18 protein-coding genes are annotated in these 23,676 nt (G+C 65.1%); 10 read left to right on the forward strand and 8 right to left on the reverse strand.

The genetic code is table 11. The features are described from left to right. Positions 1-91: 91 nt before the first annotated feature. Both G467_RS0105930 and G467_RS0105935 read right to left on the reverse strand, forming a co-directional pair. Positions 92-5,008 (reverse strand): NAD-glutamate dehydrogenase, encoded by a 4,917-nt coding sequence (locus G467_RS0105930; protein WP_022968815.1) that lies wholly within the window; start codon positions 5,006-5,008, stop codon positions 92-94. A gap of 143 nt (positions 5,009-5,151) precedes the next feature. Then, positions 5,152-6,312: an acyl-CoA dehydrogenase family protein gene (locus tag G467_RS0105935; RefSeq protein ID WP_022968816.1), complete on the reverse strand. Its 1,161-nt coding sequence runs from the start codon at positions 6,310-6,312 to the stop codon at positions 5,152-5,154. 161 nt (positions 6,313-6,473) lie between these two features. Here G467_RS0105935 and G467_RS0105940 point away from each other — a divergent pair, with 161 nt between their 5' ends. Genes G467_RS0105940 through G467_RS0105950 form a run of 3 tightly spaced genes read left to right on the forward strand, consistent with a single transcriptional unit; the run spans position 6,474 to position 11,921 of the window. After that, positions 6,474-7,403 carry an ArsR/SmtB family transcription factor gene (locus G467_RS0105940; RefSeq protein ID WP_022968817.1) on the forward strand — a complete coding sequence of 310 codons (930 nt, stop codon included), beginning with the start codon at positions 6,474-6,476 and terminating at the stop codon, positions 7,401-7,403. Between the two features lie 7 nt (positions 7,404-7,410). Then, complete coding sequence (metH, locus tag G467_RS0105945; protein ID WP_425386826.1) at positions 7,411-11,208, forward strand: methionine synthase; 3,798 nt, start codon at positions 7,411-7,413, stop codon at positions 11,206-11,208. Continuing rightward, positions 11,205-11,921: a hypothetical protein gene (locus G467_RS0105950; protein ID WP_022968819.1), complete on the forward strand. Its 717-nt coding sequence runs from the start codon at positions 11,205-11,207 to the stop codon at positions 11,919-11,921. Before metH ends, G467_RS0105950 begins: the two co-directional genes overlap by 4 nt. Positions 11,922-11,930: 9 nt before the next feature. Here G467_RS0105950 and G467_RS0105955 read toward each other — a convergent pair whose 3' ends face one another. The 5 genes from G467_RS0105955 to G467_RS0105975 form a co-directional block, all read right to left on the reverse strand. Further along, a complete protein-coding gene (locus G467_RS0105955; RefSeq protein ID WP_022968820.1) occupies positions 11,931-12,650 on the reverse strand; it encodes a DUF2058 domain-containing protein in 720 nt (239 codons plus the stop codon). Between the two features lie 13 nt (positions 12,651-12,663). After that, the gene (locus G467_RS0105960) at positions 12,664-12,900 is read right to left on the reverse strand and encodes a SlyX family protein (RefSeq protein WP_022968821.1); all 237 of its coding nucleotides are present in this window, start codon (positions 12,898-12,900) and stop codon (positions 12,664-12,666) included. A 5-nt stretch (positions 12,901-12,905) separates the two neighbouring features. Continuing rightward, the gene (locus G467_RS0105965; RefSeq protein ID WP_022968822.1) at positions 12,906-14,249 is read right to left on the reverse strand and encodes a UDP-glucose dehydrogenase family protein; all 1,344 of its coding nucleotides are present in this window, start codon (positions 14,247-14,249) and stop codon (positions 12,906-12,908) included. Positions 14,250-14,300: 51 nt separating this feature from the next. Then, a complete protein-coding gene (bamJ, locus tag G467_RS0105970) occupies positions 14,301-15,110 on the reverse strand; it encodes a BamJ family beta-barrel-assembly machinery protein (protein ID WP_211214049.1) in 810 nt (269 codons plus the stop codon). Positions 15,111-15,268: 158 nt separating this feature from the next. Next, on the reverse strand, positions 15,269-15,832 hold the full coding sequence (locus tag G467_RS0105975; protein ID WP_022968824.1) for a glutathione peroxidase: 564 nt from the start codon (positions 15,830-15,832) through the stop codon (positions 15,269-15,271). 145 nt (positions 15,833-15,977) lie between these two features. On the opposite strand from G467_RS0105975, the gene G467_RS0105980 reads away from it, so the two are divergent. The 4 genes from G467_RS0105980 to G467_RS0105995 are packed head-to-tail and all read left to right on the forward strand — an operon-like array spanning position 15,978 to position 18,395. Then, entirely contained in the window at positions 15,978-16,220 is a 243-nt protein-coding gene (locus G467_RS0105980) for a hypothetical protein (protein WP_022968825.1), read from the forward strand. Between the two features lie 2 nt (positions 16,221-16,222). Continuing rightward, positions 16,223-16,591 (forward strand): GntR family transcriptional regulator, encoded by a 369-nt coding sequence (locus G467_RS0105985; protein ID WP_022968826.1) that lies wholly within the window; start codon positions 16,223-16,225, stop codon positions 16,589-16,591. Next, the gene (locus G467_RS0105990) at positions 16,588-17,445 is read left to right on the forward strand and encodes an ABC transporter ATP-binding protein (protein ID WP_022968827.1); all 858 of its coding nucleotides are present in this window, start codon (positions 16,588-16,590) and stop codon (positions 17,443-17,445) included. Before G467_RS0105985 ends, G467_RS0105990 begins: the two co-directional genes overlap by 4 nt. Then, positions 17,442-18,395: a hypothetical protein gene (locus tag G467_RS0105995; protein ID WP_022968828.1), complete on the forward strand. Its 954-nt coding sequence runs from the start codon at positions 17,442-17,444 to the stop codon at positions 18,393-18,395. Before G467_RS0105990 ends, G467_RS0105995 begins: the two co-directional genes overlap by 4 nt. A gap of 126 nt (positions 18,396-18,521) precedes the next feature. On the opposite strand, the gene G467_RS0106000 is transcribed toward G467_RS0105995, so the two are convergent. Beyond that, the gene (locus G467_RS0106000) at positions 18,522-19,922 is read right to left on the reverse strand and encodes a class II fumarate hydratase (protein WP_022968829.1); all 1,401 of its coding nucleotides are present in this window, start codon (positions 19,920-19,922) and stop codon (positions 18,522-18,524) included. A gap of 102 nt (positions 19,923-20,024) precedes the next feature. On the opposite strand from G467_RS0106000, the gene purB reads away from it, so the two are divergent. Genes purB through G467_RS0106015 form a run of 3 tightly spaced genes read left to right on the forward strand, consistent with a single transcriptional unit; the run spans position 20,025 to position 23,550 of the window. After that, positions 20,025-21,392, forward strand: a complete 1,368-nt coding sequence (purB, locus tag G467_RS0106005; RefSeq protein WP_022968830.1) for an adenylosuccinate lyase — start codon at positions 20,025-20,027, stop codon at positions 21,390-21,392. A gap of 2 nt (positions 21,393-21,394) precedes the next feature. Next, positions 21,395-22,585: a cupin domain-containing protein gene (locus G467_RS15640; protein WP_022968831.1), complete on the forward strand. Its 1,191-nt coding sequence runs from the start codon at positions 21,395-21,397 to the stop codon at positions 22,583-22,585. Beyond that, a complete protein-coding gene (locus G467_RS0106015; RefSeq protein ID WP_022968832.1) occupies positions 22,582-23,550 on the forward strand; it encodes a GNAT family N-acetyltransferase in 969 nt (322 codons plus the stop codon). Before G467_RS15640 ends, G467_RS0106015 begins: the two co-directional genes overlap by 4 nt. The last annotated feature ends 126 nt before the right edge of the window (positions 23,551-23,676 follow it).

Consider the following 23,676-nt stretch of genomic DNA (forward strand, 5'->3'; position numbering starts at 1 on the left):
GGGGAGCATAGCCGATTGCCCTTTTCAGGGGTGATGCATGCGCCGACCCGACGCGGGTGCCGTTCCGGCAGCCCGCGTTTTCAAGCCGACCTCAAGCCGGACGCGAACCGGCCGCGGCGATCTGCGCGAGACGACGCACCGCGACCGACAAGGTCGCGAAATCCATGCTGCGCAGATTGCGCATGTCGGCGAACATGCTCAGCGTGTATTTCAGCGCCGCATCATCGCGTGCCAGCCATTTTGCGACCATCGCTTCCGGCTTCTCGCCCTTCGCGGCCGAGCCGAACACGATGCCGACCAGCGAGCGCTGCTGCGACTGCAGTTCGTCGCGCAGCACGCCGCGTGCCTGCGCATGCCAGCGGCCTTCGACGGGCAGCTTCTCGACGTTGTCCATGAGCCACTTGCTGTGCAGGGCATCGGACAAGGCGAAGTACACCTGGCCCACGTCCGCGACCGCGAGCTTGCGCTCGATCGCCACGTCGATGATGTCCAGCGCATAGGTCAGGTACGGCAGGCAGGCAAAGGCCTGCGCCAACTCCGCCGGGAACCCCTGCGCCAGCCACTGTGCACGGTCCGCTTCCAGCGAGGCTTTGCTTTCCGCCGGCAGGATGCCCGGCAGCGCTTCCCGCAGGGCCTGCATCGGCGCGGTGTAGCGCTCGACCATCTGCGCGATGTTCAGCGTTTCGCCCGGCTTGTTGAGCAGCCAGCGCGTCATGTTGCGCTGCAGATGCCAGATATCGCTGAGCGCTTCGATCTGCGCCGACTCCGGCACCTTCAGATCCAGTGCGTCGATGCCCGACCACCAGTTGCGCGCACCGAGGATCTCGCGCGTGATGGTGTAGGCCTTGGCGATCTGCGCCGGCGTTTCGCCGGTGTCTTCCTGCATGCGCAACAGGAAGGTCGAGCCCATGCGGTTGACCATCGAGTTGGTCACCGCCGTGGCGATGATTTCCCGACGCAGACGATGGTTCTCCATGTCCGCCGCGTAGCGTTCCTGCAGTGCCTTCGGGAAATAGCGCACAAGCTCCTTCGACAGGTACGGATCCTCCGGCACGTCCGAATCCAGCAGCTGGTTGAAGATCACGATCTTGTCGTAGCTCAGCAGCACCGACAGTTCCGGACGCGTCAGGCCGTGGCCGCGCGATTTTCGCTCGCTCAGTTCCGCATCGGTCGGCAGGAACTCGATCGCACGATCGAGCAGACCCTGCGATTCCAGTGTACGGATGAAGTGCCCGAACGAGCCCAGACGCGCCGCGCTCATCGCTTCCATCAGGCTGATGGCCTGGTTCTGGCGATAGTTGTCGTTGAGCACCAGCTCGCCGACTTCGTCGGTCATGCTCGCCAGCAGGGTATTGCGCTGGGGCATGGTCAGGTCGCCGCGTTTGACCACGGCGCCGAGCAGGATCTTGATGTTGACCTCGTGATCGGACGTATCCACGCCCGCCGAGTTGTCGATGAAGTCGGTATTGAGCAGCACGCCGTGATGCGCGGCTTCGATGCGGCCGCGCTGGGTCATGCCCAGGTTGCCGCCCTCGCCCACCATCTTGCAGCGCAGCTCGCTGCCGTTGACGCGCAGCGCGTTGTTGGCGCGGTCGCCGCAATCAGCATGGGTTTCGCTGGCCGCCTTGACGTAGGTGCCGATGCCGCCGTTCCAGAGCAGATCGACCGGCGCCTTGAGAATCGCATTCATCAGGTCGGCCGGCGCCATCTGGTCGGCGTCGGTCTGGATGTCGAGCGCAGCCTTCACTTCCGGCGACAGCGGAATGGTCTTGGCCGATCGCGGGTAGATGCCGCCGCCGGCGCTGATCAGCGACTTGTCGTAGTCGTCCCAGCTCGAACGCGGCAGCTTGAACAGACGGTCGCGTTCGACGAACGAGCGCGCCGACTCCGGATTCGGATCCAGGAAGATATGGCGGTGATCGAAGGCCGCGAGCAGGCGGATGTGCTTGGACAGCAGCATGCCGTTGCCGAACACGTCGCCGGACATGTCGCCGACGCCGACGCAGGTGAAGTCCTGCGTCTGCGAATCGCGACCGAGCGCGCGGAAATGGCGCTTGACCGACTCCCAACCGCCCTTCGCAGTGATGCCCATGCCCTTGTGGTCGTAGCCAACCGAACCACCGGACGCGAACGCGTCGTCGAGCCAGAATCCGTGCTCGGCCGAAATGCCATTGGCGATATCCGAGAACGTCGCAGTGCCCTTGTCGGCCGCGACGACCAGGTACGGATCGTCCTGGTCATGACGCACGACATCGACGGGCGGCACGATCTTGCCGTTGACGATGTTGTCGGTGATGTCGAGCAGGCCGTTAATGAAGCGCTTGTAGCAGGCGATGCCTTCGGCGAGCACCGCGTCGCGATCGCCGCCGATCGGCGAACGCTTGGCGAAGAAGCCGCCCTTCGAGCCGACCGGCACGATGACCGTGTTCTTGACCATCTGCGCCTTGACCAGGCCCAGCACTTCCGTACGGAAATCCTCGCGGCGATCCGACCAGCGCAGGCCACCGCGCGCGACCGGTCCGAAGCGCAGGTGCACGCCTTCGACGAACGGCGAGTAGACGAAGATTTCGCGGTAAGGACGCGGCTTCGGCAAGTCCGGCACCTTGGCCGGATCGAACTTAAAGCTCACGTAATCCTTGTGCGTGCCACCCTCGCCCTTCTTCTGGAAGAAGCTCGTGCGCAGGGTCGCGTTGATCGCCGCGATGAAGCCACGCAGGATGCGGTCCTCGTCGAGACTGGACACTTTTTCCAGCATGATCGACAGCGCGTCGCCGCAGGCATCGATCTGGGCGTCGCGGTCGAGTGCGCGATCGGCGCCCATTTCCTCGAGGATCGTGCGCAGCTGCTCGCGGTCGGCCATCGGCACGACGTCGGTCAGCGACTGGCGCAGGGCCTGGCAGGTTTTCGGATCGGCCTTGACGTCGCGGCCCGGCTCGAAGCGTGCTTCGAACAATTCGACCAGCAGGCGCGCGATCAGCGGATAACGCGCCAGCGTTTCTTCCATGTACGTCTGCGAGAACGTCACGCCGGTCTGCAGCATGTACTTGCAGTAGCCGCGCAGCATCGACACTTGGCGCCAGCCCAGACCCGCTGCGAGCACGAGACGATTGAAACCGTCGCTCTCGGCGTCGCCGCGCCAAACGGCGGCAAACGCCTCTTCGAAACGCGTGCGCACAGCATCGGCATCGACTTGGCCGGACAGGGCTTCGACCTCGAAGTCCTGAATGACCACGCGGCCGTCTTCGAGCTCGAGCTCGTAAGGATGTTCGCTGTTGATGCGCAGGCCGAGGTTTTCCAGCATCGGCAGCGCGTCGGACAGCGCGATCTCCTTGCCGAGGCGGAACAGCTTGAAGCGCAGCTCGCCTTCGCCGCTGCGATACAGCGACAGGCGCAAATCCTTATCGCCGGTCAGCGCACTGGCCTGCAGCACGTCGCCCGCGGCCAGTTCCGGCGTCACCGATTCGATGTAGCCAGCCGGCATCGCGCGGCCAAAGCGGTTGGCCAGTTTCAGGCCCTGCTCTTCGCCGTGCCGCTGCACGAGCTGGTCGCGCAGTTCGTCGTGCCAGTTGCGCACGAGACGCGCGAGTTCGAGTTCGAGCGCAGCGGCGTCGACATTGACCTTCTCGCCGGCTTTCGGGCGGATGGTCAGATGCAACTGCGCCAGCGGCGACTCGCCGATCTGGATATTGGTGTCGAGACGGTCGCCGTGCAGCTCGCGCATCAGCAAGGCTTCGATGCGCTCGCGGATTTCGGTGTTGAAGCGGTCGCGCGGGATGTAGACCAGGGCCGAATAGAAGCGGCCGTAGCGGTCGCGGCGCAGGAACAGGCGCGGACGCACGCGCTCCTGCAGACCGAGAATGCCGATCGCGGTCTGCACCAGTTCTTCCGAGGTCGCCTGGAACAGCTCGTCGCGCGGCAGGGTCTCCAGAATGTGCTTGAGCGCCTTGCCGCTGTGGCCGGTTTCCGGCAGGCCCGAGGCCTTCATGACGCCGTCGAAACGCTGGCGCACGACCGGAATATCCCAGGGGCGGCGGTTGTAGGCGCTGGACGTGTAGAGGCCGAGGAAACGCTGCTCGCGCACGGCGCGACCCTCGGCATCGAATTCCAGCACGCCGATGTAGTCCATGTAGCCGGCCCGATGCACCGTCGAACGGGCATTGGTCTTGGTCAGGATCAGCGGATCCAGACGCGCCCCCGGCGGCAGGTCGGCGGCGGCCAGGCCGGTGAGCGGGCGCGGCGCGGCTTCGTCGTCCTTGCCGTGCATTAGGCCCAGGCCCGTGCCGACGACCGGGCACAGCATGCGCTTGCCGTCGCGTTCGCCGACTTCGTATTCGCGGTAGCCGAGGAAGGTGAAATGGTTGTCGGCGGCCCAGCGCAGGAAGGCCTGCGCTTCGGCGCGCTGCTCGTCGCTGGCGGGCATGCGGCGGGTACCGAGTTCTTCGGCGATCACTACCATCTTGTCGCGCATGACTTTCCAGTCCGCCACGGAGCCGCGCACATCGGCGAGCACCGTCGCGATTTCCTGCTCCAGCGCGGCCATGACCGCCGCCTCGCCCTGGCGATCAATTTCCAGGTGCATGAAGGATTCGGGGGCACCCTCGCCCACGCCGACCAGCTTGCCGGACGCATCGCGTGCGATCGCGATGACCGGATGCACGATGCCGTGCATGGCGATATCGCGCTGCGAAAGCAGCATGCTGACCGAGTCGACCAGGAAGGGCATGTCGTCGTTGACGATCTGCACGACCGTGTACGCGGTTTCGAAACCGTCGCCGGCCGCGGGATTGAACACGCGGATCTTCGCCTTGCCCGGCTGACGCTGCTGCGCGAACTCAAGTGCGCTGGCGGCGATGCCGGCCCAGGCGACCGCGGGCCGCAGGGCCAGCTCGTCGGACGGCATGCGCGCGAAATAGGCGGCAGTGAAGGCCTTGGCGAGCTCGGACTGGCTCGCAGGAACGGCCGATTTCAGCGCGGCGAGGACGGAGTCAAGGGGGGCTTGGGCGCTCATGCGAATTCAGTCTCGATGGAAGCGTGAAAGTAGGAAATTGTAGCCAATTCAGGCCACTAGCGGCCAGTTGGCGGCCGATGAACAAAGCCCCGCCGTAGCGGGGCTGGGATACTGGCCGGTATGGCGAGCATGCGTTCGCGCGATCAGCGCAGGCCGGTTTCGTTGCGCGCGATGACCAGGCGCTGGATTTCCGAGGTGCCTTCGTAGATCTCGGTGATCTTGGCGTCGCGGAAATAGCGTTCCAGCGGCATTTCCTTCGAATAACCCATGCCGCCGTGGATCTGCACGGCCTGGTGGGTGATCCACATCGCCGCTTCCGACGCGGTGAGCTTGGCGACTGCCGCCTCGGTGCTGAAACGGCCGCCATTCTTGTCGGTCTCGCCCTTGGTCCAGGCGGCGCGCAGCGTCAGCAGCAAGGCCGCGTCGAGCTTGCACTTCATGTCGGCGATCTTGGCCTGGGTCATCTGGAACGTGCCGATCGCTGCACCGAACGCCTTGCGCTCCTTCACGTAGCTCAGCGTGGCTTCGTACGCGGCGCGCGCGATGCCGATCGCCTGCGAGGCGATGCCGATGCGGCCGGCGTCGAGCACGCCCATCGCGATCTTGAAGCCCTCGCCTTCGGTGCCGAGCACTTCATCGGCCGACGCGACGTAATCCTGGAACTCGATCTCGCAGGTCGCCGACGCGCGGATGCCGAGCTTGGGTTCGGTCTTGCCGCGGTGAAAACCGGGCTTGGTGGTGTCGACCATGAACGCGGTGATGCCCTTGGGACCCTTCGCGGGGTCGGTCATCGCGAACAGCACGATGTACTTGGCGACGGGGCCGGAGGTGATCCAGCTCTTCTTGCCATTGATCACGAAGCTGCCGTCGGCCTGCTTGACCGCGCGGCAACGCATGGCCGTGGCGTCGGAACCGGACTGCGGCTCGGTCAGCGCGAACGCGCCGATCTCGCGGCCTTCGGCGATCGCGCGCACGTACAACTGCTTCTGCGCCTCGGTGCCGAATTTCAAGATGCCGTTGCAGAACAGGGAATTGTTCACCGACACGATCGTGGAATGCGCGGCATCGCCAGCGGCGATTTCCACCATGGCCAGCACGTAGCTCACCGGGTCCATGCCGGCGCCGCCGTATTCGGCCGGGACTTCGATGCCCATCAGACCGTTTTCGCCGAGCGTGCGGATGTTCTCGAGCGGGAATTCGCCGGTGCGGTCGTGGTGCTCGGCGCTCGGCGCGATCTTTTCCTGCGCGATGCGGCGGGCCACGTCCTGGATCATCAACTGCTCTTCGGTGAATCGGAAATCCACGGCAGGTCCTCATTGGCTTTCGGGAAGACCGCCATTGTAGCGGGTCGCGCCGGGCCGATTCGATGACGGACTTGGCAAGACCGCGTGAAGTCCCGCCTTGACGGCCGCCCGGGGCAGGCCTAACCTGCCTCATCTTTAAATCCGGATGAAAGGATAAAGCCTTGGATCTCGATGCCTGGTCCGCCTGTCTGCGCGTACTCGCCGATCCCACCCGGGTCCGCCTGCTGGCGCTGCTCGAGCGCGAAGAGCTCACCGTCGCCGAACTGTCGGCCGTGACCCGGCTCGCCCAGCCGCGCGTGTCGACCCATCTGGCCAAGCTCAAGGAAGCCGACCTGGTCCGCGACCGGCGGGCCGGCGTGTCGGCCTATTACCGGTTCAACGAGGACAACCTGGAGCCGTCGGAACGCGCGCTCTGGGACGCCCTGCGTTCGGGCACGGACGATCCGCTGCTGCGCCAGGACGCCGAGCGCCTGACCGAAGTGCTCGCCTCGCGGTCGGCCGACCAGAACTGGGCCGATTCCGTCGCCGGCGACATGGAGCGGCACTACTCGCCGGGCCGTACCTGGGAAGCGCTCGCGCGCGCCGCGCTGCCGATGCTCGCGCCCGGCGACGTGCTGGACGTTGCCTCGGGCGACGGCGTGCTCGCCGAGCTGCTCGCGCCGCATGCCAAGCGCTACATCTGCATCGACTCCAGCACCAAGGTCGTGCTCGCCGCGGGCGAACGCCTGCGCAAGCTCGACCACGTCGAGGTGCGCGAGGGCGATATGCAGCACCTGCCCTTCGACAAGCCACAGTTCGACCTCGTGCTGATGATGCACGCCCTCACCTATGCCGAAAAACCCGCACTCGCGGTCGCCGAGGCTGCCCGCGTGCTGCGCCGCAACGGCCAGTTGCTGCTGACCTGCCTGGCCAAGCACGAACACAAGGCTGCAGTGACGCCGTACGGCCACGTCAACCTGGGCTTCACCGAAAAAGACCTGCGCAAGTACGCCGAAAAAGCCGGCCTGAGCGTGCAGGTATGCGAAGTCGTCACCCGGGAAAAACGCCCGCCGCATTTCGAAGTGCTGACCCTGCTAGCCCGCAAGGCCTGATCCACCGATCGCCGCGCCACGAGCGCCGACTCTGTCGAAGGATGAATTGTTGAACTCGCTTCCCTGGAAACACCCGCATCGCGTTGCCCTGCTCGAGCAGGCGCTGGCCGAACGCATCCTCGTGATCGACGGCGCCATGGGCACGATGATCCAGCGGCACGAACTCGACGAAGCGGGCTATCGCGGCGACCGGTTTGCGCAGGGATATGACGGAACGCACTTTTCCGAGGGACACCATCACGGCCCGAGCTGCGGCTGCGCGGGCGATCTCAAGGGCAACAACGACCTGCTCACGCTGACCCAGCCGCAGATCATCCGCGACATCCACCTGGGCTATCTCGAGGCCGGCGCCGACCTCATCGAGACCAATACCTTCAATTCCACGCGCGTGTCGCAGGCCGACTACAAGCTCGAGCACCTGGTGCCGGAGCTGAACCGGGAGGCCGCCCGCCTGGCGCGCGAATGCTGCGACCAGATCGAGGCGCGCGATCCGTCGCGCCCGCGGTTTGCGATCGGCATTCTCGGCCCGACCTCGCGCACCGCCTCGATCAGCCCGGACGTGAACGACCCGGGTTTCCGCAACACCAGCTTCGACGAATTGCGCGACAACTACATCGAAGCTGCGCGCGCGCTGATCGAAGGCGGCAGCGACGCGATCATGGTCGAGACGATCTTCGACACGCTCAACGCCAAGGCAGCGCTTTATGCGCTGGAAGTGCTGTTCGAGGAACTCGGCGAGCGTGTGCCGATCATGATTTCCGGCACGATCACCGACCTGTCCGGGCGCACGCTGTCGGGCCAGACGGCCGAGGCGTTCTGGTACTCGATGCGGCATGCGCGACCGCTGTCGATCGGATTGAACTGCGCGTTGGGCGCCAAGGACCTGCGCGCGCATGTCGACATGCTCTCGCAGGTCGCCGATACCCATGTCAGCGCGCATCCGAATGCCGGCCTGCCCAACGCCTTCGGCGGCTACGACGAAGGCCCGGAGGAAATGGCGCATGTGCTGCGCGAGTTCGTCGAGGCGGGCCTGCTCAATCTGGTCGGCGGCTGCTGCGGCACGACGCCGGCGCATATCAAGGCGATCAGCGACGCCGTCGCTGGGAGTCCGCCGCGCCGGATCCCGCAGCCGCCGGCCTACACGCGCCTGTCGGGCCTGGAGCCGTTCGTCATCACGCCGGACACCAATTTCGTCAACGTCGGCGAGCGCACCAATGTCACCGGCTCGGCGCAGTTCAAGAAGCTCATCCTGGAAAACCGCTACGACGAGGCGCTGACCGTCGCGCGCCAGCAGGTCGAAAGCGGCGCCCAGGTCATCGATATCAATATGGACGAGGGCATGCTTGATGCCGAGGCGGCGATGCCCCGGTTCCTCAAGCTCATCGCTGCCGAACCGGATATTTCGCGCGTGCCGGTGATGATCGACTCCTCGAAATGGAGCGTCATCGAAGCCGGCCTGAAATGCGTCCAGGGCAAGGCGATCGTCAATTCGATCTCGATGAAGGAAGGCGAAGCCGCCTTCATCGAACACGGCCGCAAGGTCCGCCGCTACGGCGCAGCCGTGGTGGTCATGGCCTTCGACGAAGTCGGTCAGGCCGATACGTACGAGCGCAAGGTCGAGATCTGCTCGCGCGCCTACCAGTTGCTGACCGAAGAAGCCGGCATCGCGCCCGAAGACATCATCTTCGATCCGAACATCTTCGCCATCGCCACCGGCATCGAGGAGCACAACGGCTACGCCGTCGCCTTCATCGAGGCGGCTGCCGAACTCAAGCGGCGTTTCCCGCTCAGCCATATTTCCGGCGGCGTCTCCAATGTCAGTTTCAGCTTCCGCGGCAACAACGCCGTGCGCGAGGCGATCCATTCGGTATTTCTGTACCACGGCATCCGCGCCGGCATGGACATGGGCATCGTCAACGCCGGCGGCATGCCGATCTACGACGACCTCGACGCCGTGCTGCGCGAGACCGTCGAGGACGTGGTGCTCAACCGCAGCGCTGATGCGACCGAACGCCTGCTGGCCGAAGCCGACAAGCACAAGTCGAAAAAAGGCGAGATCAAGGGCGAAGACCTGACCTGGCGCACCAAGACCGTCATCGAGCGGCTCAAGCATGCGCTTGTGCACGGCATCGACAAATTCGTCGAAGAAGACACCGAACTTGCACGGCTGGACGCCGACAAGCCACTGGAAGTCATTGAAGGGCCGCTGATGGCGGGCATGAATGTCGTTGGCGATCTGTTCGGCGCCGGCAAGATGTTCCTGCCGCAGGTGGTCAAGTCCGCGCGCGTCATGAAAAAAGCTGTGGCCCACCTCATCCCGTTCATCGAGGCGGAAAAACTGCGCTCGGGCAACGCCGGCAAGCCCAAGGCGAAAATCCTGATGGCAACCGTGAAGGGCGACGTGCACGACATCGGCAAGAACATCGTCGGCGTGGTCCTGGCCTGCAACAACTTCGAGGTCGTGGACCTGGGCGTCATGGTGCCGACGCAGACCATCCTCGACCGTGCGCGCGAGGAAAAGGTCGACGTGATCGGCCTGTCCGGCCTGATCACGCCCTCGCTTGAGGAAATGAGCCACGTCGCCAAGGAAATGAAGCGGCAAAACCTGCACCTGCCGCTGCTCATCGGCGGCGCCACGACCTCGCGCGCGCACACCGCGCTGAAGATCGCCCCGCACTATGCCGAACCCGTCGTCTGGGTGAAGGACGCGTCGCGGGCCGTCGGCGTCGTGCAATCGCTGATCTCCGACATCCTGCGCACGCCCTTCGTGGAGGGCATCGCCGCCGACTACGCCGAGGTGCGCGCGCGTCACGCCAACCGCGGCGACGCCAAACCCCTGATGTCGATCGACCGCGCGCGCCTGAAGCGTTTCAAGGACGACTGGGCGAGCTACGAACCACACGCCCCGATTAAGCCTGGCGTGACCGTGTTCGACGACGTCCCGCTGGCCGAACTGCGCGCGATCATCGACTGGACGCCGTTCTTCCAGACCTGGGAGCTGTCGGGCCGCTATCCGCAGATTCTCGACGATGCGATCGTCGGCAAGCAGTGCCGCGAGTTGTTCGCCGATGCCAACGCGATGCTGGACCGGATCGTCGACGAAAAATGGCTAACCGCGAAAGCCGTCTGCGGTCTGTGGCCCGCGAATGCGCAGGGCGACGACATCCTCGTCAATGCAGACGCCCCGACGACGCTGCACTGCCTGCGGCAACAGGCGGAAAAGCCGGACGAGCGGCCGAATTTCTGTCTGGCCGACTTCATCGCGCCCGCCGACAGCGGCAAGACCGACTGGGTCGGCGCGTTCGCCGTCAATGCCGGCATCGGCATCGACCCGCACGTCGCCGCGTTCGAAAAAGCGCACGACGACTACAACGCGATCCTGCTCAAGTCTCTTGCCGACCGCCTCGCCGAAGCCTGCGCGGAGTGGCTGCACCGCGAAGTGCGCGCGCGCCTGTGGGCCTACGCGCCCGACGAGGCCCTGAGCAACGAAGACCTGATCGCCGAGAAATACCGCGGCATCCGCCCTGCCCCGGGCTATCCGGCCTGCCCGGAGCACAGCGAGAAGGAAACCATCTTCCGTCTGCTCGATGCGGAGAACGCGATCGGACTGCGTCTTACCGAGAATTTCGCGATGTATCCGGCCTCGGCCGTCAGCGGACTGTACTTCTCGCATCCGCAGAGCCAGTATTTCGTGGTTGGCCGGCTCTCGCGCGAGCAGGTCGCCGACTACGCCAAGCGCAAGGGCGTGACCTTGCTGCAGGCCGAACGCTGGCTGGCTCCGAACCTGGACTACGACCCCGAATGAGCGATCTCGCCCCACCGGCCCCGCACATTGTCATCGTCGGCGGCATCAGCAACGCCGAGTTCTTCGAGCGCTACGCGGCGCCCGGCCGGGTCGGTCTGTGCGGCGGCGTCGACTTCATCAACAAGTCGATCCGCAAGCTGCAGTACCACCTCACGCCCGAGGGCCATCGCAGTCCCTGGTCGCATGCGTTCTTGTGCAGCGGCCGACGCGTGGACGGTCGGCATTGGCTGCTGGAGTCGGATCTCGACATCCGCCACAAGCAGATCCGCCTGGGCGTGCAGGAAAACCGCGCCGATCGCTACCACGACGCCGAAACCTTTCCGAACCTGGCGATCCTGGATTTCGCGCTCGACGAGTCGCAGACGGCGAAAGTGCTGACCGAAGCCCTCGACCTGCTGTCGGGCCTGTCGCACTACTCCCTGCGCGAACTCATCGGCACCCTCATGGCGATGCAGAACCCCAGCCTGCGCCGGCGCCGCAACGTGCTCGAAAGCGAAGGCGCGCTGTACTGCTCGGCGATGGTGCAGCACTGCTATTCGACGATCGGCATCGAATTCGCACCCGGCGTCGACCACAAGAACGTGACCCCGCACGACATCAGCATGGCTGCACACCCGCACACGGCCTACGTGTTGATCCGCGAACCGGGCCGTTCTTCCCTGCGCAAACTAAAGAACACGATTTCCCAGATGTTCGACGACGTCTCGGCCTGAGGTCGGGGCTTACCAGACCAGATCGTCCGGCACCTGATAGGCCGGGTCGCTGTACGGATCGTCGGTCGCAGGCGCGTTCGGATCGACCTTCAGCGCGACGCAGGGAGCGAACACCGCCTCGGCTTCGATCAGCAGCGCGATCGGCACGACGAGATAACGGCCGCCGTCCTGCACCACGCCCAGTTCGCCCGCGTTGAGCGCCTTGAGCTGTTCGGGCGTGACGTACACGCGCTTGATCTTGCCGCCGTATTCGAAGTGCCGCGCGATTTCAGCGTCCTTGACGTTGAGCGCCTTGTCCTTGAGCAGTTCGGCGAGCTTTGCCTTCGCCTCGCGACGAACGCGCGCTTCTTCCTGCTTCACGCGCTCAGCTTCGATGCGCTCGTCTTTTTCCTTCTGCGCGCGGATCGCATAGGCCTTGCCCAGGTCGATCTCTTCCTGGCTGCGCTTGGGCGCGCCCGCGGCATGGGCCTGGCGACGCTGATCCGGTCGCGGACCCGTGCGCGGCTTGGCGGCGTCGTGGCGCGGCTTGCCGGCCTCGGAGCGCGGTTTCCCGGCTTCGTGGCGCGGACGGTCGCCGGGCTTGCGGTCGCCGCCGCGATGCTCGGCGCGGCGCGCATCGCCGGGCTTGCCCGGGGCGCTGCGAGGGTCGCGCGTTTCGGGCTTGCGCTCGGGTGCAGGCGCGGGCTTGAAGCCCAGGCCCAGCAGCTGGTTCTTGAGGGAATCGCTCATGCGTGGTTTTGCTTCAGTAGTGCGGCGGCGGCGGTTCTTCGCCGGGATCGGAATGCAGTTCCGAGCGCAGTTGCTTGAGATCGTCGAGCGCGCGCTGCAGCAGTTGCAGGGCGCGTCGGGTTTCGGCACGCGATTCGGCGAGCGCGTCGCTCATCTCCGCCAGCGTGTGCTCCTGGAACGCGACGCGAGTTTCGAGTTCGGCGAAACGGCGATCGAACTGGAACTCCAGCGAGGTATCGGGCACGGGCATGGGCCTCACTCCTTCGCGGCGATCGTACGGCCGCGACCGATGCCGTAGTAGGCCAGGCCGGCGGCCTCGACTTCGGCGGGCTCGTAGATGTTGCGGCCATCGAAAACGACCGGATGCTTGAGCGCGGCCTTGAGCTGGTCGAAATCGGGATTGAGGAATTTCTTCCATTCCGTCACCACGACCAGCGCGTCCGCCCCCTTCAGCGCCGAGGCAGCGGAATCGCACAGCACCAGATCGGCGCGTTCGCCGAAGATGCGCTGCGCCTCCTCGCTTGCCTCCGGGTCGTGCGCGCGCACCTGGGCACCGGCTTCCCACAATTGTGCGAGCAAGGTGCGGCTGGACGCCTCGCGCATGTCATCGGTATTGGGCTTGAACGCCAGACCCCAGACCGCGAAGGTGCGCCCGCGCAATTCACCGCGGAAATGCCGCGCGATGAGTTCGAACAGCTTGTGCTTCTGGCGATCATTGACGGCTTCGACGGCTTCCAGGATCTGCGCGTGGTAGCCGTGCTGGCGCGCCGTGCGCTCCAGCGCCTGCACGTCCTTGGGGAAACACGAGCCGCCATAACCGGCGCCGGGATAGATGAAGGAATAGCCGATGCGCGGATCCGAACCGATGCCGTGCCGCACCATCTCGATGTCGGCGCCGACGCGTTCGGCGATGTTGGCCATTTCGTTCATGAAACTGATCTTGGTCGCCAACATCGCGTTCGCGGCGTATTTGGTCAGCTCGGCCGACCGCACGTCCATGGCGACGATGCGCTCGTGATTGCGGTTGAACGGCGCGTAGAGACGCTTCATCGCTTCGAGCGCGGACGGACTCGAGGAGCCGACGACGATGCGATCGGGGCGCATGCAGTCCTTGACCGCATCGCCCTCCTTGAGGAATTCGGGATTGGAAACGACTTCGAACGGCACGTCCGCGCCGCGCTTGGCCAGTTCCGCAGCCACGGTGGCGCGCACCTTGTCGGCGGTGCCGACGGGCACGGTGGATTTGTTGACGATGACCGCACGCTTGCCCAGGTTCTGGCCGATCGTGCGCGCGACCGCGAGCACGTACTGCAGGTCGGCGCTACCGTCCTCGTCGGGTGGCGTGCCGACCGCGATGAAGATGATTTCGCCGTGCGCGATCGCGCTGGTGGCGTCGGTGGTGAACGCGATGCGGCCGGCGCCATGATTGGCCAGCACCATGTCTTCCAGGCCCGGCTCGTAAATCGGGATCACGCCGCGATTCAGGCCTTCGACCTTGGCCGCGTCGATATCGACGCAAACCACCTGGTTGCCGACTTCGGCAAGACACGTGCCGGTAACCAATCCCACATAACCGGTGCCGAAAACGGTAACGCGCATGCTGACTCCCGAACCGCAGAAAGGGCGGCGGCGATGCCGCCGCCCCGGGGCTTACTTGATGATGCTGATCAACTCGACTTCAAAGGTCAGCATCGAGTTCGGACCGATGGGCGCCTGGCCGTTCGGGCCGTAGCCGAGCTTGGACGGAATCCACAGCTTGTACTTGCTGCCGACCGGCATCAGGGCGACGCCTTCGGTCCAGCCCGGGATGACCTGGTTCAGCGCGAACTCGGCCGGCTGGCCGCGCTCGTACGAGCTGTCGAAGGTCGTGCCATTGAGCAACGTGCCCTTGTAGTGCACGCGCACCGTATCGGTCGCCTGCGGCGTCGGACCCGCACCCTGACGCAGCACCTGGTACTGCAGGCCACTGGCCGTGGTGCGCACACCGGGCTTGGTTTTGTTGGCGGCGAGGAAACGGTTGCCGGCTTCGAGATTCTTCTGGCCCTCGGCCGCGGCCTGCGCGCTCAGGCGCGCCTGCATCTTCTGGCTGAAGGCGTTGCGCAGCTGTTCGGCCTGCGCATCGGTCATCGCGGTCGGCTTGCCGGAGAACACGGCCTGGATGGCCTGCGCCATCACGTTGACATCGATCTCGCCCTTGATCGGCTCGAGCGAACGCGCGACGTCCATGCCGATCATGTAGCTGACCTTCTGACGCTCGGTGGTCAGGGCGCCAGCAGGCCGGGCGGCAGCGGGCGCGGGCTTGGCGGCCGGCGCGCGCGCAGCGGCTGGCTTGGCAGCGGGCGTCTGGGCCATGGCAGCAGCGCCAACGGCGAGCGTCGCCACGAGGGCGGCGGAACGAAGAACCGGATTCATCGGGTGAAACTCCTGGGCTAAGCCGGCGCATGCGGCATAAGCCCCCATTGTCGCCAGCGCGGGGCTCGGCGGCAATCGGCGCGAACGGCTGCCCTCACCCCGGCCCTCGCCCGCAAGCGGGAGAGGGAGTTCGCGTTGATCCTTCTCCCCGCTCGCGGGGAGAAGGTGGCCGCAGGCCGGATGAGGGGTGCTTCGACGAAGCGCAATTACCCCTTTTTCGCAGGCCTCGGCGCCGCCATCAGACTCTCGAGTTTCGCAACCAGTTCCGGATCATCGGGCTTGGTGCGGCTGCCGTAACTCGCGACAACCTTGCCGTTGCGATCGATCAGGTACTTGTGGAAATTCCAGCCCGGCGCATCGCCGGTCGCGGCGGTCAGCTGACGGTAGAAAGGCGTCACTGCATCGCCTTTTACGTGCACTTTTTCGAACATCGGAAATTTCACGCCGTAGGTGAGCGTGCAAAATTCCTGGATCTGTTTTTCGCTGCCCGGCTCCTGTCCCATGAAATCGTTCGACGGAAAACCGAGAACCGCGAATCCGCGATCCTTGTATTTGGCATGCATCGCTTCCAGCGCCTCGTACTGCGGCGTGAAACCACACTTGCTGGCGGTGTTGACCACCAGCAGCACGTCGCCGCCGTAGGCCCGCTGCAGGTTAACCACCTCTTTTCCGGCCAAACGGCGGTAGTTCTGGTCCAGCAAGGCCTTGCCCGACAGCGCAGGCGCCGCTGCCAACAGGCCCGCCAGGGCAACAAACATCAGCTTTTTCATCGACTTACCCCTGGTTGGGGCCCGCGGCCCGGATATATGCCATCAGTTTGGTACGAAAAGTGTGCAGGGAGTGTTGACATCAAATTTTCTAGTGTTATAGTTGCCTACAACACCGCTCACTTACCTCACCAGCCTGGGAGGCAATATGTACCACAAAGTCAAAAACACGATGGCCGGCCTGATGGTCGCCCTGTCCATGCTGGCGGTGAGCTATTCCGTCGGCGCCCCGCCGCGCAACGAGATGGCCAGCATCGATCTGTCCTCGCCGGGCTTCAACGTCCAGGCCGACAGTGCCGAGATCGCCCGCAAGCGCAACATCGGCATGAAGCGCCAGATGTCGATGCCGTTCTTCTCGTTCGCGCCGATCCTGCCGAAACGGGAGTCCTGAGCATGAGCATTGCATGGAGCGACAACTCACCGATCTACCGCCAACTCAAGGAGCGGGTGGTGGGCATGATGCTGGATGGCGTGCTGAAGCCCGGCGACGCCCTGCCCTCGGTCCGGCAAATCGCCGCCGAGTACCAGCTCAATCCGATTACCGTCTCGCGCGCCTATCAGGAGCTGGCGGACGAAGCTTTGGTTGAAAAACGAAGGGGACTTGGCATGTACGTTACCGAAGGGGCGCCCGTGAAACTGCTGGCCAGTGAGCGCGAGCGTTTTCTGAGCGATGAGTGGCCGGCGATGGTGGAACGCATCCGCCGCCTGGGTTTGAACATGGAACAGTTGTTGAAAGCGGCCAATGACGGAGGTGCGAAATGAGCGCCCTGATCACTGCCCGCGGTCTGAGCAAGCGCTACGGAAAGCAGATCGCCGTCGATAACGTGAGTTTCGACATCCCCGCCGGCCGCATCGTCGGCCTGATCGGTCCGAACGGTTCGGGCAAGACCACCACGCTCAAGGCCATGCTGGGCCTGGCGCCGTTCGACGGCGAGCTGACGGTGCTCGGCCTCGACCCGCGCACCCAGCGCGATGAGCTGATGCAGCAGGTCTGCTTCATCGCCGACGTGGCGATCCTGCCGCGCTGGCTGAAGGTCAAGGACGCGGTCGACTTCGTTGCCGGCGTGCATCCGAAGTTCGATCGCGCCAAGGCCGAGCGCTATCTGTCGCACACCAAGCTCAAGCCGGACATGAAGGTCAAGCAGATGTCCAAGGGCATGATCGTGCAATTGCACCTCGCCCTGGTCATGGCCATCGACGCGAAGCTGCTGGTGCTCGACGAACCGACCCTCGGCCTGGACATCCTTTATCGCAAGCAGTTCTACCAGAACCTCCTGGAAGACTATTTCGACGAAGAGAAGACGATCATCGTCACGACGCACCAGGTCGAAGAGATCGAGCACATCTTGTCCGACCTGATGTTCATCCGCGAAGGCAAGATCGTTCTTTCGGCGACGATGGACGATGTCGCCGAGCGCTTCACCGAGGTCATGGTCAACGCTGACCGTGCCGATGCCGCCCGCGCGCTCAAGCCGATCGACGAGCGCCAGGTGTTTGGCAAGTCTGTCTTCCTGTTCGACGGCGTGCCCCGCGCACAGCTGGCTGAAATGGGCGAGACCCGCAATGTCGGCGTCGCCGATCTGTTCGTGGCAACGATGAAAGGAACCTACGCATGAACACCTTCAAGTGGTTGATGAAGCGTGAGTACTGGGAACACAAGGGCGGTCTGTTCTGGTCCCAGATCGTGGTCGGCGGCTTGATGGTGCTCATGATGGGCATCACCTTCATGGTCGCCCTCGGCACCGGCAAGATGCAGGGCATGCATGTCAACGGCACCGAGATGCACAGCCTCGCCGAAGCGGTCACGCCGGAAGTGCAGGTCAAGATGGTGGAAGGCATTTCCACCGTGTTCGTCGGCAGCGCCGCGCCCCTGTTCATCGTGCTGAGCTTCGTGTTGTTCTTCTACTTCCTCGGCTCCCTGTTCGACGATCGCAGCAACCGCAGCGTGCTGTTCTGGAAATCGCTGCCGATCTCCGATCGCGACACGGTGCTTTCGAAGCTGGCGACGGCGCTGGTGGTGGCACCGGTGATCAGCCTGGTCATCGCGACGATCGTGGGATTGCTCATCACGATCCTCATGCTGGGCAGTCTGGCGGTGGCGGGCGTGAATCTGTTCGGCCCGGTGTTCAGCACGGCGCGTACCTATACCTTGCCGCTGGAGTTCTTCGCCTCGCTGCCGGTGTACATGGTCTGGGCCCTGCCCACGGCCGGCTGGTTGCTGATGATCTCGGCCTGGGCCCGCACCAAGCCCTTCCTGTGGGCCGTCGGTATTCCTCTGGTCACCGGCGGTCTGCTGAGCTGGACGAACGCGATGCTCGATCTGAACTGGAAGCTCGAGATCCTGTGGCGCGCCATCGGTCGTCTGCTGCTGAGCGTGGTGCCGGGTTCGTGGTCCTTCCTGATCAACGATCCGGGCCGCATCCAGGCCGACGCGCTGGACCATGGTTCGCCGCTGTCCGCCGCCTGGGCTGTCATGACGACGCCGGAAATGTGGATCGGTGCGGTGGTCGGTATCGCGATGATCGTGGTTGCAGTCCGCCTGCGTCGGTTCCGCGACGAGGGTTGATTCGAGCTGCTCCTGCCGGAACATCGGCGCCGGAAACGAAAGAGCCCCGCATTGCGGGGCTTTTTTTCGTCTGCCGCGACCCTCACCCCAGCCCTCTCCCGCTCGCGGGAGAGGGAGTCGGCGACGTCAACCGCTGCTGCCCCCGGACCCGATACCGCCCTTCGTCAGGGCTTTGGGATCGAGCAATTTGCGCAGTTGCGCTTCGCTGAGCGACGTCATCTGCTTGGCGACCTCGAGCACCGGCCGCTTTTCCTTGTACGCGCGCTTGGCGATGGCGGCCGCCGCTTCGTAGCCGATGACCGGATTGAGCGCCGTGACCAGGATCGGATTGCGCGCCAGCGCCTCGTCGATGCGGTCGTGACGGACCGTGAAACCGGCGATCGCCTTGTCGGCGAGCAGGCGCGAGGCATTGCCGAGCAGCTCCAGCGACTGCAGCAGGTTGTGCGCGATCACCGGCAGCATCACATTCAACTGGAAATTGCCGCTGGCGCCGGCGAAGGTGATCGTCGCGTGGTTGCCGATGACCTGCGCGCAGACCATCGCCATCGCCTCGGGGATCACCGGATTGACCTTGCCGGGCATGATCGAGCTGCCGGGCTGCAGCGCCGGCAATTCGATTTCGCCCAGGCCAGCCAAGGGCCCGGAATTCATCCAGCGCAGATCGTTGGCAATCTTGTTGAGCGCGACCGCCAACGCATTGAGCTGCCCGGAAAACTCCACCGCGGCATCCTGCGCCGCGATTCCCTCGAACAGGTTCGCCGCCTGGGAAAACTTCACGCCCGTACGCACACGCAACTGCGCGGCGGCACGCTTGCCGAAACGTGCGTCGGCATTGATCCCGGTGCCGATCGCGGTGCCGCCGATGGGCAAGCGCTGCAGTCGCTTGGCACTGTCGTCCAGCCGTTCGATCGCCGACGCGAGCTGCGCCGACCAGGCCGACAACTCCTGACCCAGGGTCAGTGGCATCGCGTCCATCAGATGCGTGCGTCCGGTCTTGACGACCTTGGCCAGCGCTTTCGCGCGCTTGTCGATGACCGACTTCAGATGCTTGAGCGCCGGGCGCAGCGTCTCGTGCCAAGCCAGCGCGGCCGATACCTGGATCGCGGTCGGGATCACGTCGTTGGAGCTTTGTCCGAGATTGACGTGGTCGTTGGCGTGCACGGGCTTGCCGAGCTGGCGCGAGGCCAGGGTCGCGATGACCTCGTTGGCATTCATGTTGCTGGAGGTGCCCGAGCCGGTCTGGAACACGTCGATCGGAAACTCGGCATCGACCTCGCCACGCGCGACCGCGTCGGCAGCGCGCACGATCGCCGCGCCGGTATTCTTGGGCAACAGGCCCAGCGACAGGTTCGCTTCGGCGGCCGAGGCCTTGATCAGTCCCAGCGAACGAATGAAGCCGCGCGGCATGCGCAGGCCGGAAATCGGGAAATTGTCGACGGCCCGCTGCGTCTGGGCCCCGTACAGAGCCTGGGCGGGAACGCGCAATTCGCCGAGGCTGTCGTGTTCGAGGCGGGTCTTGGCGGTCATGGGCGGCTCCGATGGGGACGCGCAAGCATAGCGCCGGCCCCCGCAACGAGCATGTAAAATGGCGGTCTGCCGCTGCCCGACCCGCGCAACCACGGAATCCTCATGTCCGAACACACCCTGCTCGCCCTCTCCCCGCTCGATGGCCGCTACGCCGGCAAGGCCGAAACCCTGCGGCCGATCTTTTCCGAGTACGGGCTGATCAAGGCGCGCGTGACGGTCGAAGTGGAGTGGCTGCTCGCGCTCGCGGCGGATCCCGGCATCGTCGAGCTCCAGCCCTTCTCGCCGGCCGCCGGCGCGCGCCTGCGCGCCCTGGCGACGGATTTTTCGGTCGCCGACGCCACCCGCGTCAAAGAGATCGAGCGCACGACGAACCACGACGTCAAGGCTGTGGAATATTTCATCAAGGAAAAACTCGCGGGCGACGCCGAACTCGGCCCGTCGCTGGAGTTCGTGCATTTCGCCTGCACCTCCGAGGACATCAATAACCTCAGCTATTCGCTGATGCTCAAGCAGGCGCGCGACACCGTGCTCGCGCCAGCGCTGCAGGGGCTGGCCGACAAGCTGCGCGCGATGGCCAACGACTACGCCGCGCTGCCGATGCTTTCGCGCACGCACGGCCAGACGGCCTCGCCGACCACCGTGGGCAAGGAGCTGGCCAATACCCTGGCGCGCCTGGGCCGTCAGCAGAAACAACTCGCGCAAATCGAGATGCTCGGCAAGATCAACGGCGCGGTCGGCAACTACAACGCGCATGTCGTCGCCTATCCCGAGGTCGACTGGGCGGCGTTCGCGCAGCGTTTCGTCGAGTCGCTGGGCCTGGACTTCAATCCCTACACCACCCAAATCGAACCGCACGACGGCATCGCCGAGCTCTGCGACGTGCAGCGGCGCATCAACACCGTGCTCATCGATCTGTGCCGCGATGTCTGGGGCTACATCTCGCTGGGCTACTTCAAGCAGTCGGTGAAGGCCGGCGAAGTCGGTTCGTCGACGATGCCGCACAAGGTCAATCCGATCGACTTCGAGAATGCCGAGGGCAATTTCGGCATCGCCAACTCCCTGCTCGGACATTTCGCCGAGAAGTTGCCGATCAGCCGCTGGCAGCGCGACCTGACCGATTCCACGGTCCTGCGCGCACTCGGCACGGCCTTCGGTCATTCGCTGATCGCGCTCGACGCCCTCATGCGCGGCCTGGGCAAACTCAACGCCAATCCCGATCGCCTGGCGGCGGATCTCGACGCCGCCTGGGAGGTGCTCGCCGAGCCCGTGCAGACCGTCATGCGCCGCCATGGCCTGCCCAATCCCTACGAGCAGTTGAAAGCGCTCACGCGCGGCCAGGGCATCACCGAAGCGGCGATGCGCGACTTCGTCGCCGGCCTGGACCTGCCCGCCGACGCAAAAGCACGTCTGCAGGCGCTGACGCCGGGCGGCTATGTCGGCCTGGCCGAACGTCTCGCCAAGAAGATCTGATCATGGCCGCCCTGATCGAGGTCGCTGCCAGCGCGAAATACTTCCTCGGCATGCCGGTCGAGCAGTTCCTGCGCGAGTACTGGCAGAAGAAGCCGCTGCTGATCCGCCAAGCCTTCCCCGGCTACGAGGCGCCACTGGAACCGGAAGATCTCGCGGGCCTGGCCTGCGAGGAAGCCGCGCTGTCGCGCCTGGTCTCCTACAACCGCAAGAAAGACGCCTGGTCCGTGCGCAGCGGTCCGTTCGCCGAGGAAGAGTTTCCCAAGCTCGGCAAGAAGGACTGGACCCTGCTCGTGCAGGACATGGACAAGTGGGATTTCGATGTCCGCGGCCTGCTCGATCGCTTCCGTTTCCTGCCGGCCTGGCGCGTCGACGACGTGATGATCAGCTTCGCCACGCCCGGTGGCTCGGTCGGCCCGCACGTCGATCAGTACGACGTCTTCCTGCTGCAGGCCCAAGGCCACCGGCACTGGCAGATCGACACGAACCCGAAGGCGTCGAAAGCGTTCCGACCCGACGTCGAACTCAAGCTCCTGCAGACCTTCAAGCCATCGCACGACTGGGTGCTGGCGCCGGGTGACATGCTCTACCTGCCGCCGGGTGTGCCGCATCACGGCGAGGCCGTTGATGCCTGCATGACCTTCTCGATCGGCATGCGCGCGCCCTCGCAGTCGGAGCTGATCGTCGATCTCGCCGAAGAACTCGCGGCCTCGCTGCCGGAAGAATCGCGCTACGGCGATCCGGACCTGACTGAGCCCGACGATGCCTTCGAAATCGACGAGGCCGCGTTCGCGCGTGTGGATGCCGCGATCGCCGTCCTGCAGAACCTCGATGCCGCAAAGAAGCGCGAATGGTTCGGCCGCTTCATCACGCGTTACCGCGCCTCCGGCGAAGTGTCCGCTGCGCCCCGCGCGCCCAGCCTTGCCGTCGTCGAGAAAGCCCTGACCGAAGGCGGCCTGCTGCTGCGGCATCCGTTCGCGCGCACGGCCTGGGCGAAAACCGGCAAGCGTGCGCAGCTGTTCGTCACCGGCGAAGCGTTCACGATGAGCGCGGCCTCGGCCCGCCTGCTCGCCAGCTACGAAGCCCTGGACGAAGCTGCGTTCGCCAAGCTCGACGACAGCGCCCGCGAGACGCTGGAAACCTTGATCGCACGCGGGCACTATCAGCTCCAGCGCCCCAGCAAATCCCGCCGATGAGCCTGCTTCCCAGCGCCGAATTCCGCATCGATCCCGCGAGCTATCAGGCCGACCTGGCCGACCTGCGCGCCGTGCGCGAACCGGTGTTCGTGATCGAGCAGAACGTGCCGCTGGAACTGGAATGGGACGAACTCGATCCCCTTTGCCATCACGTGATCGCGCGCGACAACCAGCATCGCCCCATCGGCACCGGCCGGCTCACGCCCGAACACACCATCGGTCGCATGGCCGTGCTGCGCGACTGGCGCGGCAAGGGCGTCGGCGATGCCCTGCTGCAGGCCCTGATCGAGCAGGCGCGCGCGCTGGGCTGGACGGAAGTCAGCCTGCATGCGCAGGTCGGCGCCATAGGTTTCTACGAAAAATTCGGCTTCGCACCCTACGGCGACGAGTACGAGGAAGCCGGCATCCAGCACCGGAACATGCGGCTGGCGCTGGAGCCGCGCCAGCTCGCCGGTCGTCCGCCGGCAGCCGCGCGCGGCCCGTCCGAAAAACCGGTCGAGTTCGACCATATCGATCCGGTCATCGACGCGACCGCCCGGCTCATCGGCGGCGCCCGGCGCGAGCTGGTCGTGTACACCCGCGATCTCGAGCATGCGCTGTATGCGCGACCCTCGATCGTCGAGGCCTTCAAGCAATTCGCGATTTCCGGCCGCGGCGGCGTCGCGCGCATCCTCGTGCAGGACCCGGTGCTCGCCCAGCGTCAGCCGCATCCCCTGCTCGCGCTGGCGCAACGCTTGCCGACCGCGTTCCAGTTCCGCACGCCGGTCGATCCCGAGGACCTGCAGTACGCCTCGGTGTATCTGGCCACCGATCACGATGGTTACCTGTTCCGCACCCTCGGCAGTCGTTTCGAAGGCGACTGGAGCCCGGCCCTGCCTTCGCGCGCGCGCCAGCTCAATGATCACTTCGGGCGGGTCTGGGAACGCTGCCGTCCGTGCACGGAGTTCCGGGCGCTGGGTCTGTAGGCCCGCTCGGGCCCGTCCTGCACCCGCCGACGGGTACTCATGGCCTTGCCGCTCGGGCTATAATTCCCGGCCTTGCCCGTCGCTGCTTGGCGAGGCAATGAATTCCAACCCGAACAATGACTTGGC

It is taken from the genome of Arenimonas oryziterrae DSM 21050 = YC6267 (assembly GCF_000420545.1).
In the GTDB taxonomy this organism is placed as follows: Bacteria; Pseudomonadota; Gammaproteobacteria; order Xanthomonadales; family Xanthomonadaceae; genus Arenimonas; species Arenimonas oryziterrae.

What these genes read in the sequence shown, in the direction of transcription:
- G467_RS0105930 (WP_022968815.1), bottom strand. Translation starts at nt 5,008, where the DNA reads ATGAGCGCCCAAGCCCCCCTTGACTCCGTCCTCGCCGCGCTGAAATCG.
- G467_RS0105950 (WP_022968819.1), top strand. Translation starts at nt 11,205, where the DNA reads ATGAGCGATCTCGCCCCACCGGCCCCGCACATTGTCATCGTCGGCGGC.
- G467_RS0105955 (WP_022968820.1), bottom strand. Translation starts at nt 12,650, where the DNA reads ATGAGCGATTCCCTCAAGAACCAGCTGCTGGGCCTGGGCTTCAAGCCC.
- G467_RS0105960 (WP_022968821.1), bottom strand. Translation starts at nt 12,900, where the DNA reads ATGCCCGTGCCCGATACCTCGCTGGAGTTCCAGTTCGATCGCCGTTTC.
- G467_RS0105965 (WP_022968822.1), bottom strand. Translation starts at nt 14,249, where the DNA reads ATGCGCGTTACCGTTTTCGGCACCGGTTATGTGGGATTGGTTACCGGC.
- bamJ (WP_211214049.1), bottom strand. Translation starts at nt 15,110, where the DNA reads ATGGGGGCTTATGCCGCATGCGCCGGCTTAGCCCAGGAGTTTCACCCG.
- G467_RS0105975 (WP_022968824.1), bottom strand. Translation starts at nt 15,832, where the DNA reads ATGAAAAAGCTGATGTTTGTTGCCCTGGCGGGCCTGTTGGCAGCGGCG.
- G467_RS0105980 (WP_022968825.1), top strand. Translation starts at nt 15,978, where the DNA reads ATGTACCACAAAGTCAAAAACACGATGGCCGGCCTGATGGTCGCCCTG.
- G467_RS0105985 (WP_022968826.1), top strand. Translation starts at nt 16,223, where the DNA reads ATGAGCATTGCATGGAGCGACAACTCACCGATCTACCGCCAACTCAAG.
- G467_RS0105990 (WP_022968827.1), top strand. Translation starts at nt 16,588, where the DNA reads ATGAGCGCCCTGATCACTGCCCGCGGTCTGAGCAAGCGCTACGGAAAG.
- G467_RS0105995 (WP_022968828.1), top strand. Translation starts at nt 17,442, where the DNA reads ATGAACACCTTCAAGTGGTTGATGAAGCGTGAGTACTGGGAACACAAG.
- G467_RS0106000 (WP_022968829.1), bottom strand. Translation starts at nt 19,922, where the DNA reads ATGACCGCCAAGACCCGCCTCGAACACGACAGCCTCGGCGAATTGCGC.
- purB (WP_022968830.1), top strand. Translation starts at nt 20,025, where the DNA reads ATGTCCGAACACACCCTGCTCGCCCTCTCCCCGCTCGATGGCCGCTAC.
- G467_RS15640 (WP_022968831.1), top strand. Translation starts at nt 21,395, where the DNA reads ATGGCCGCCCTGATCGAGGTCGCTGCCAGCGCGAAATACTTCCTCGGC.
- G467_RS0106015 (WP_022968832.1), top strand. Translation starts at nt 22,582, where the DNA reads ATGAGCCTGCTTCCCAGCGCCGAATTCCGCATCGATCCCGCGAGCTAT.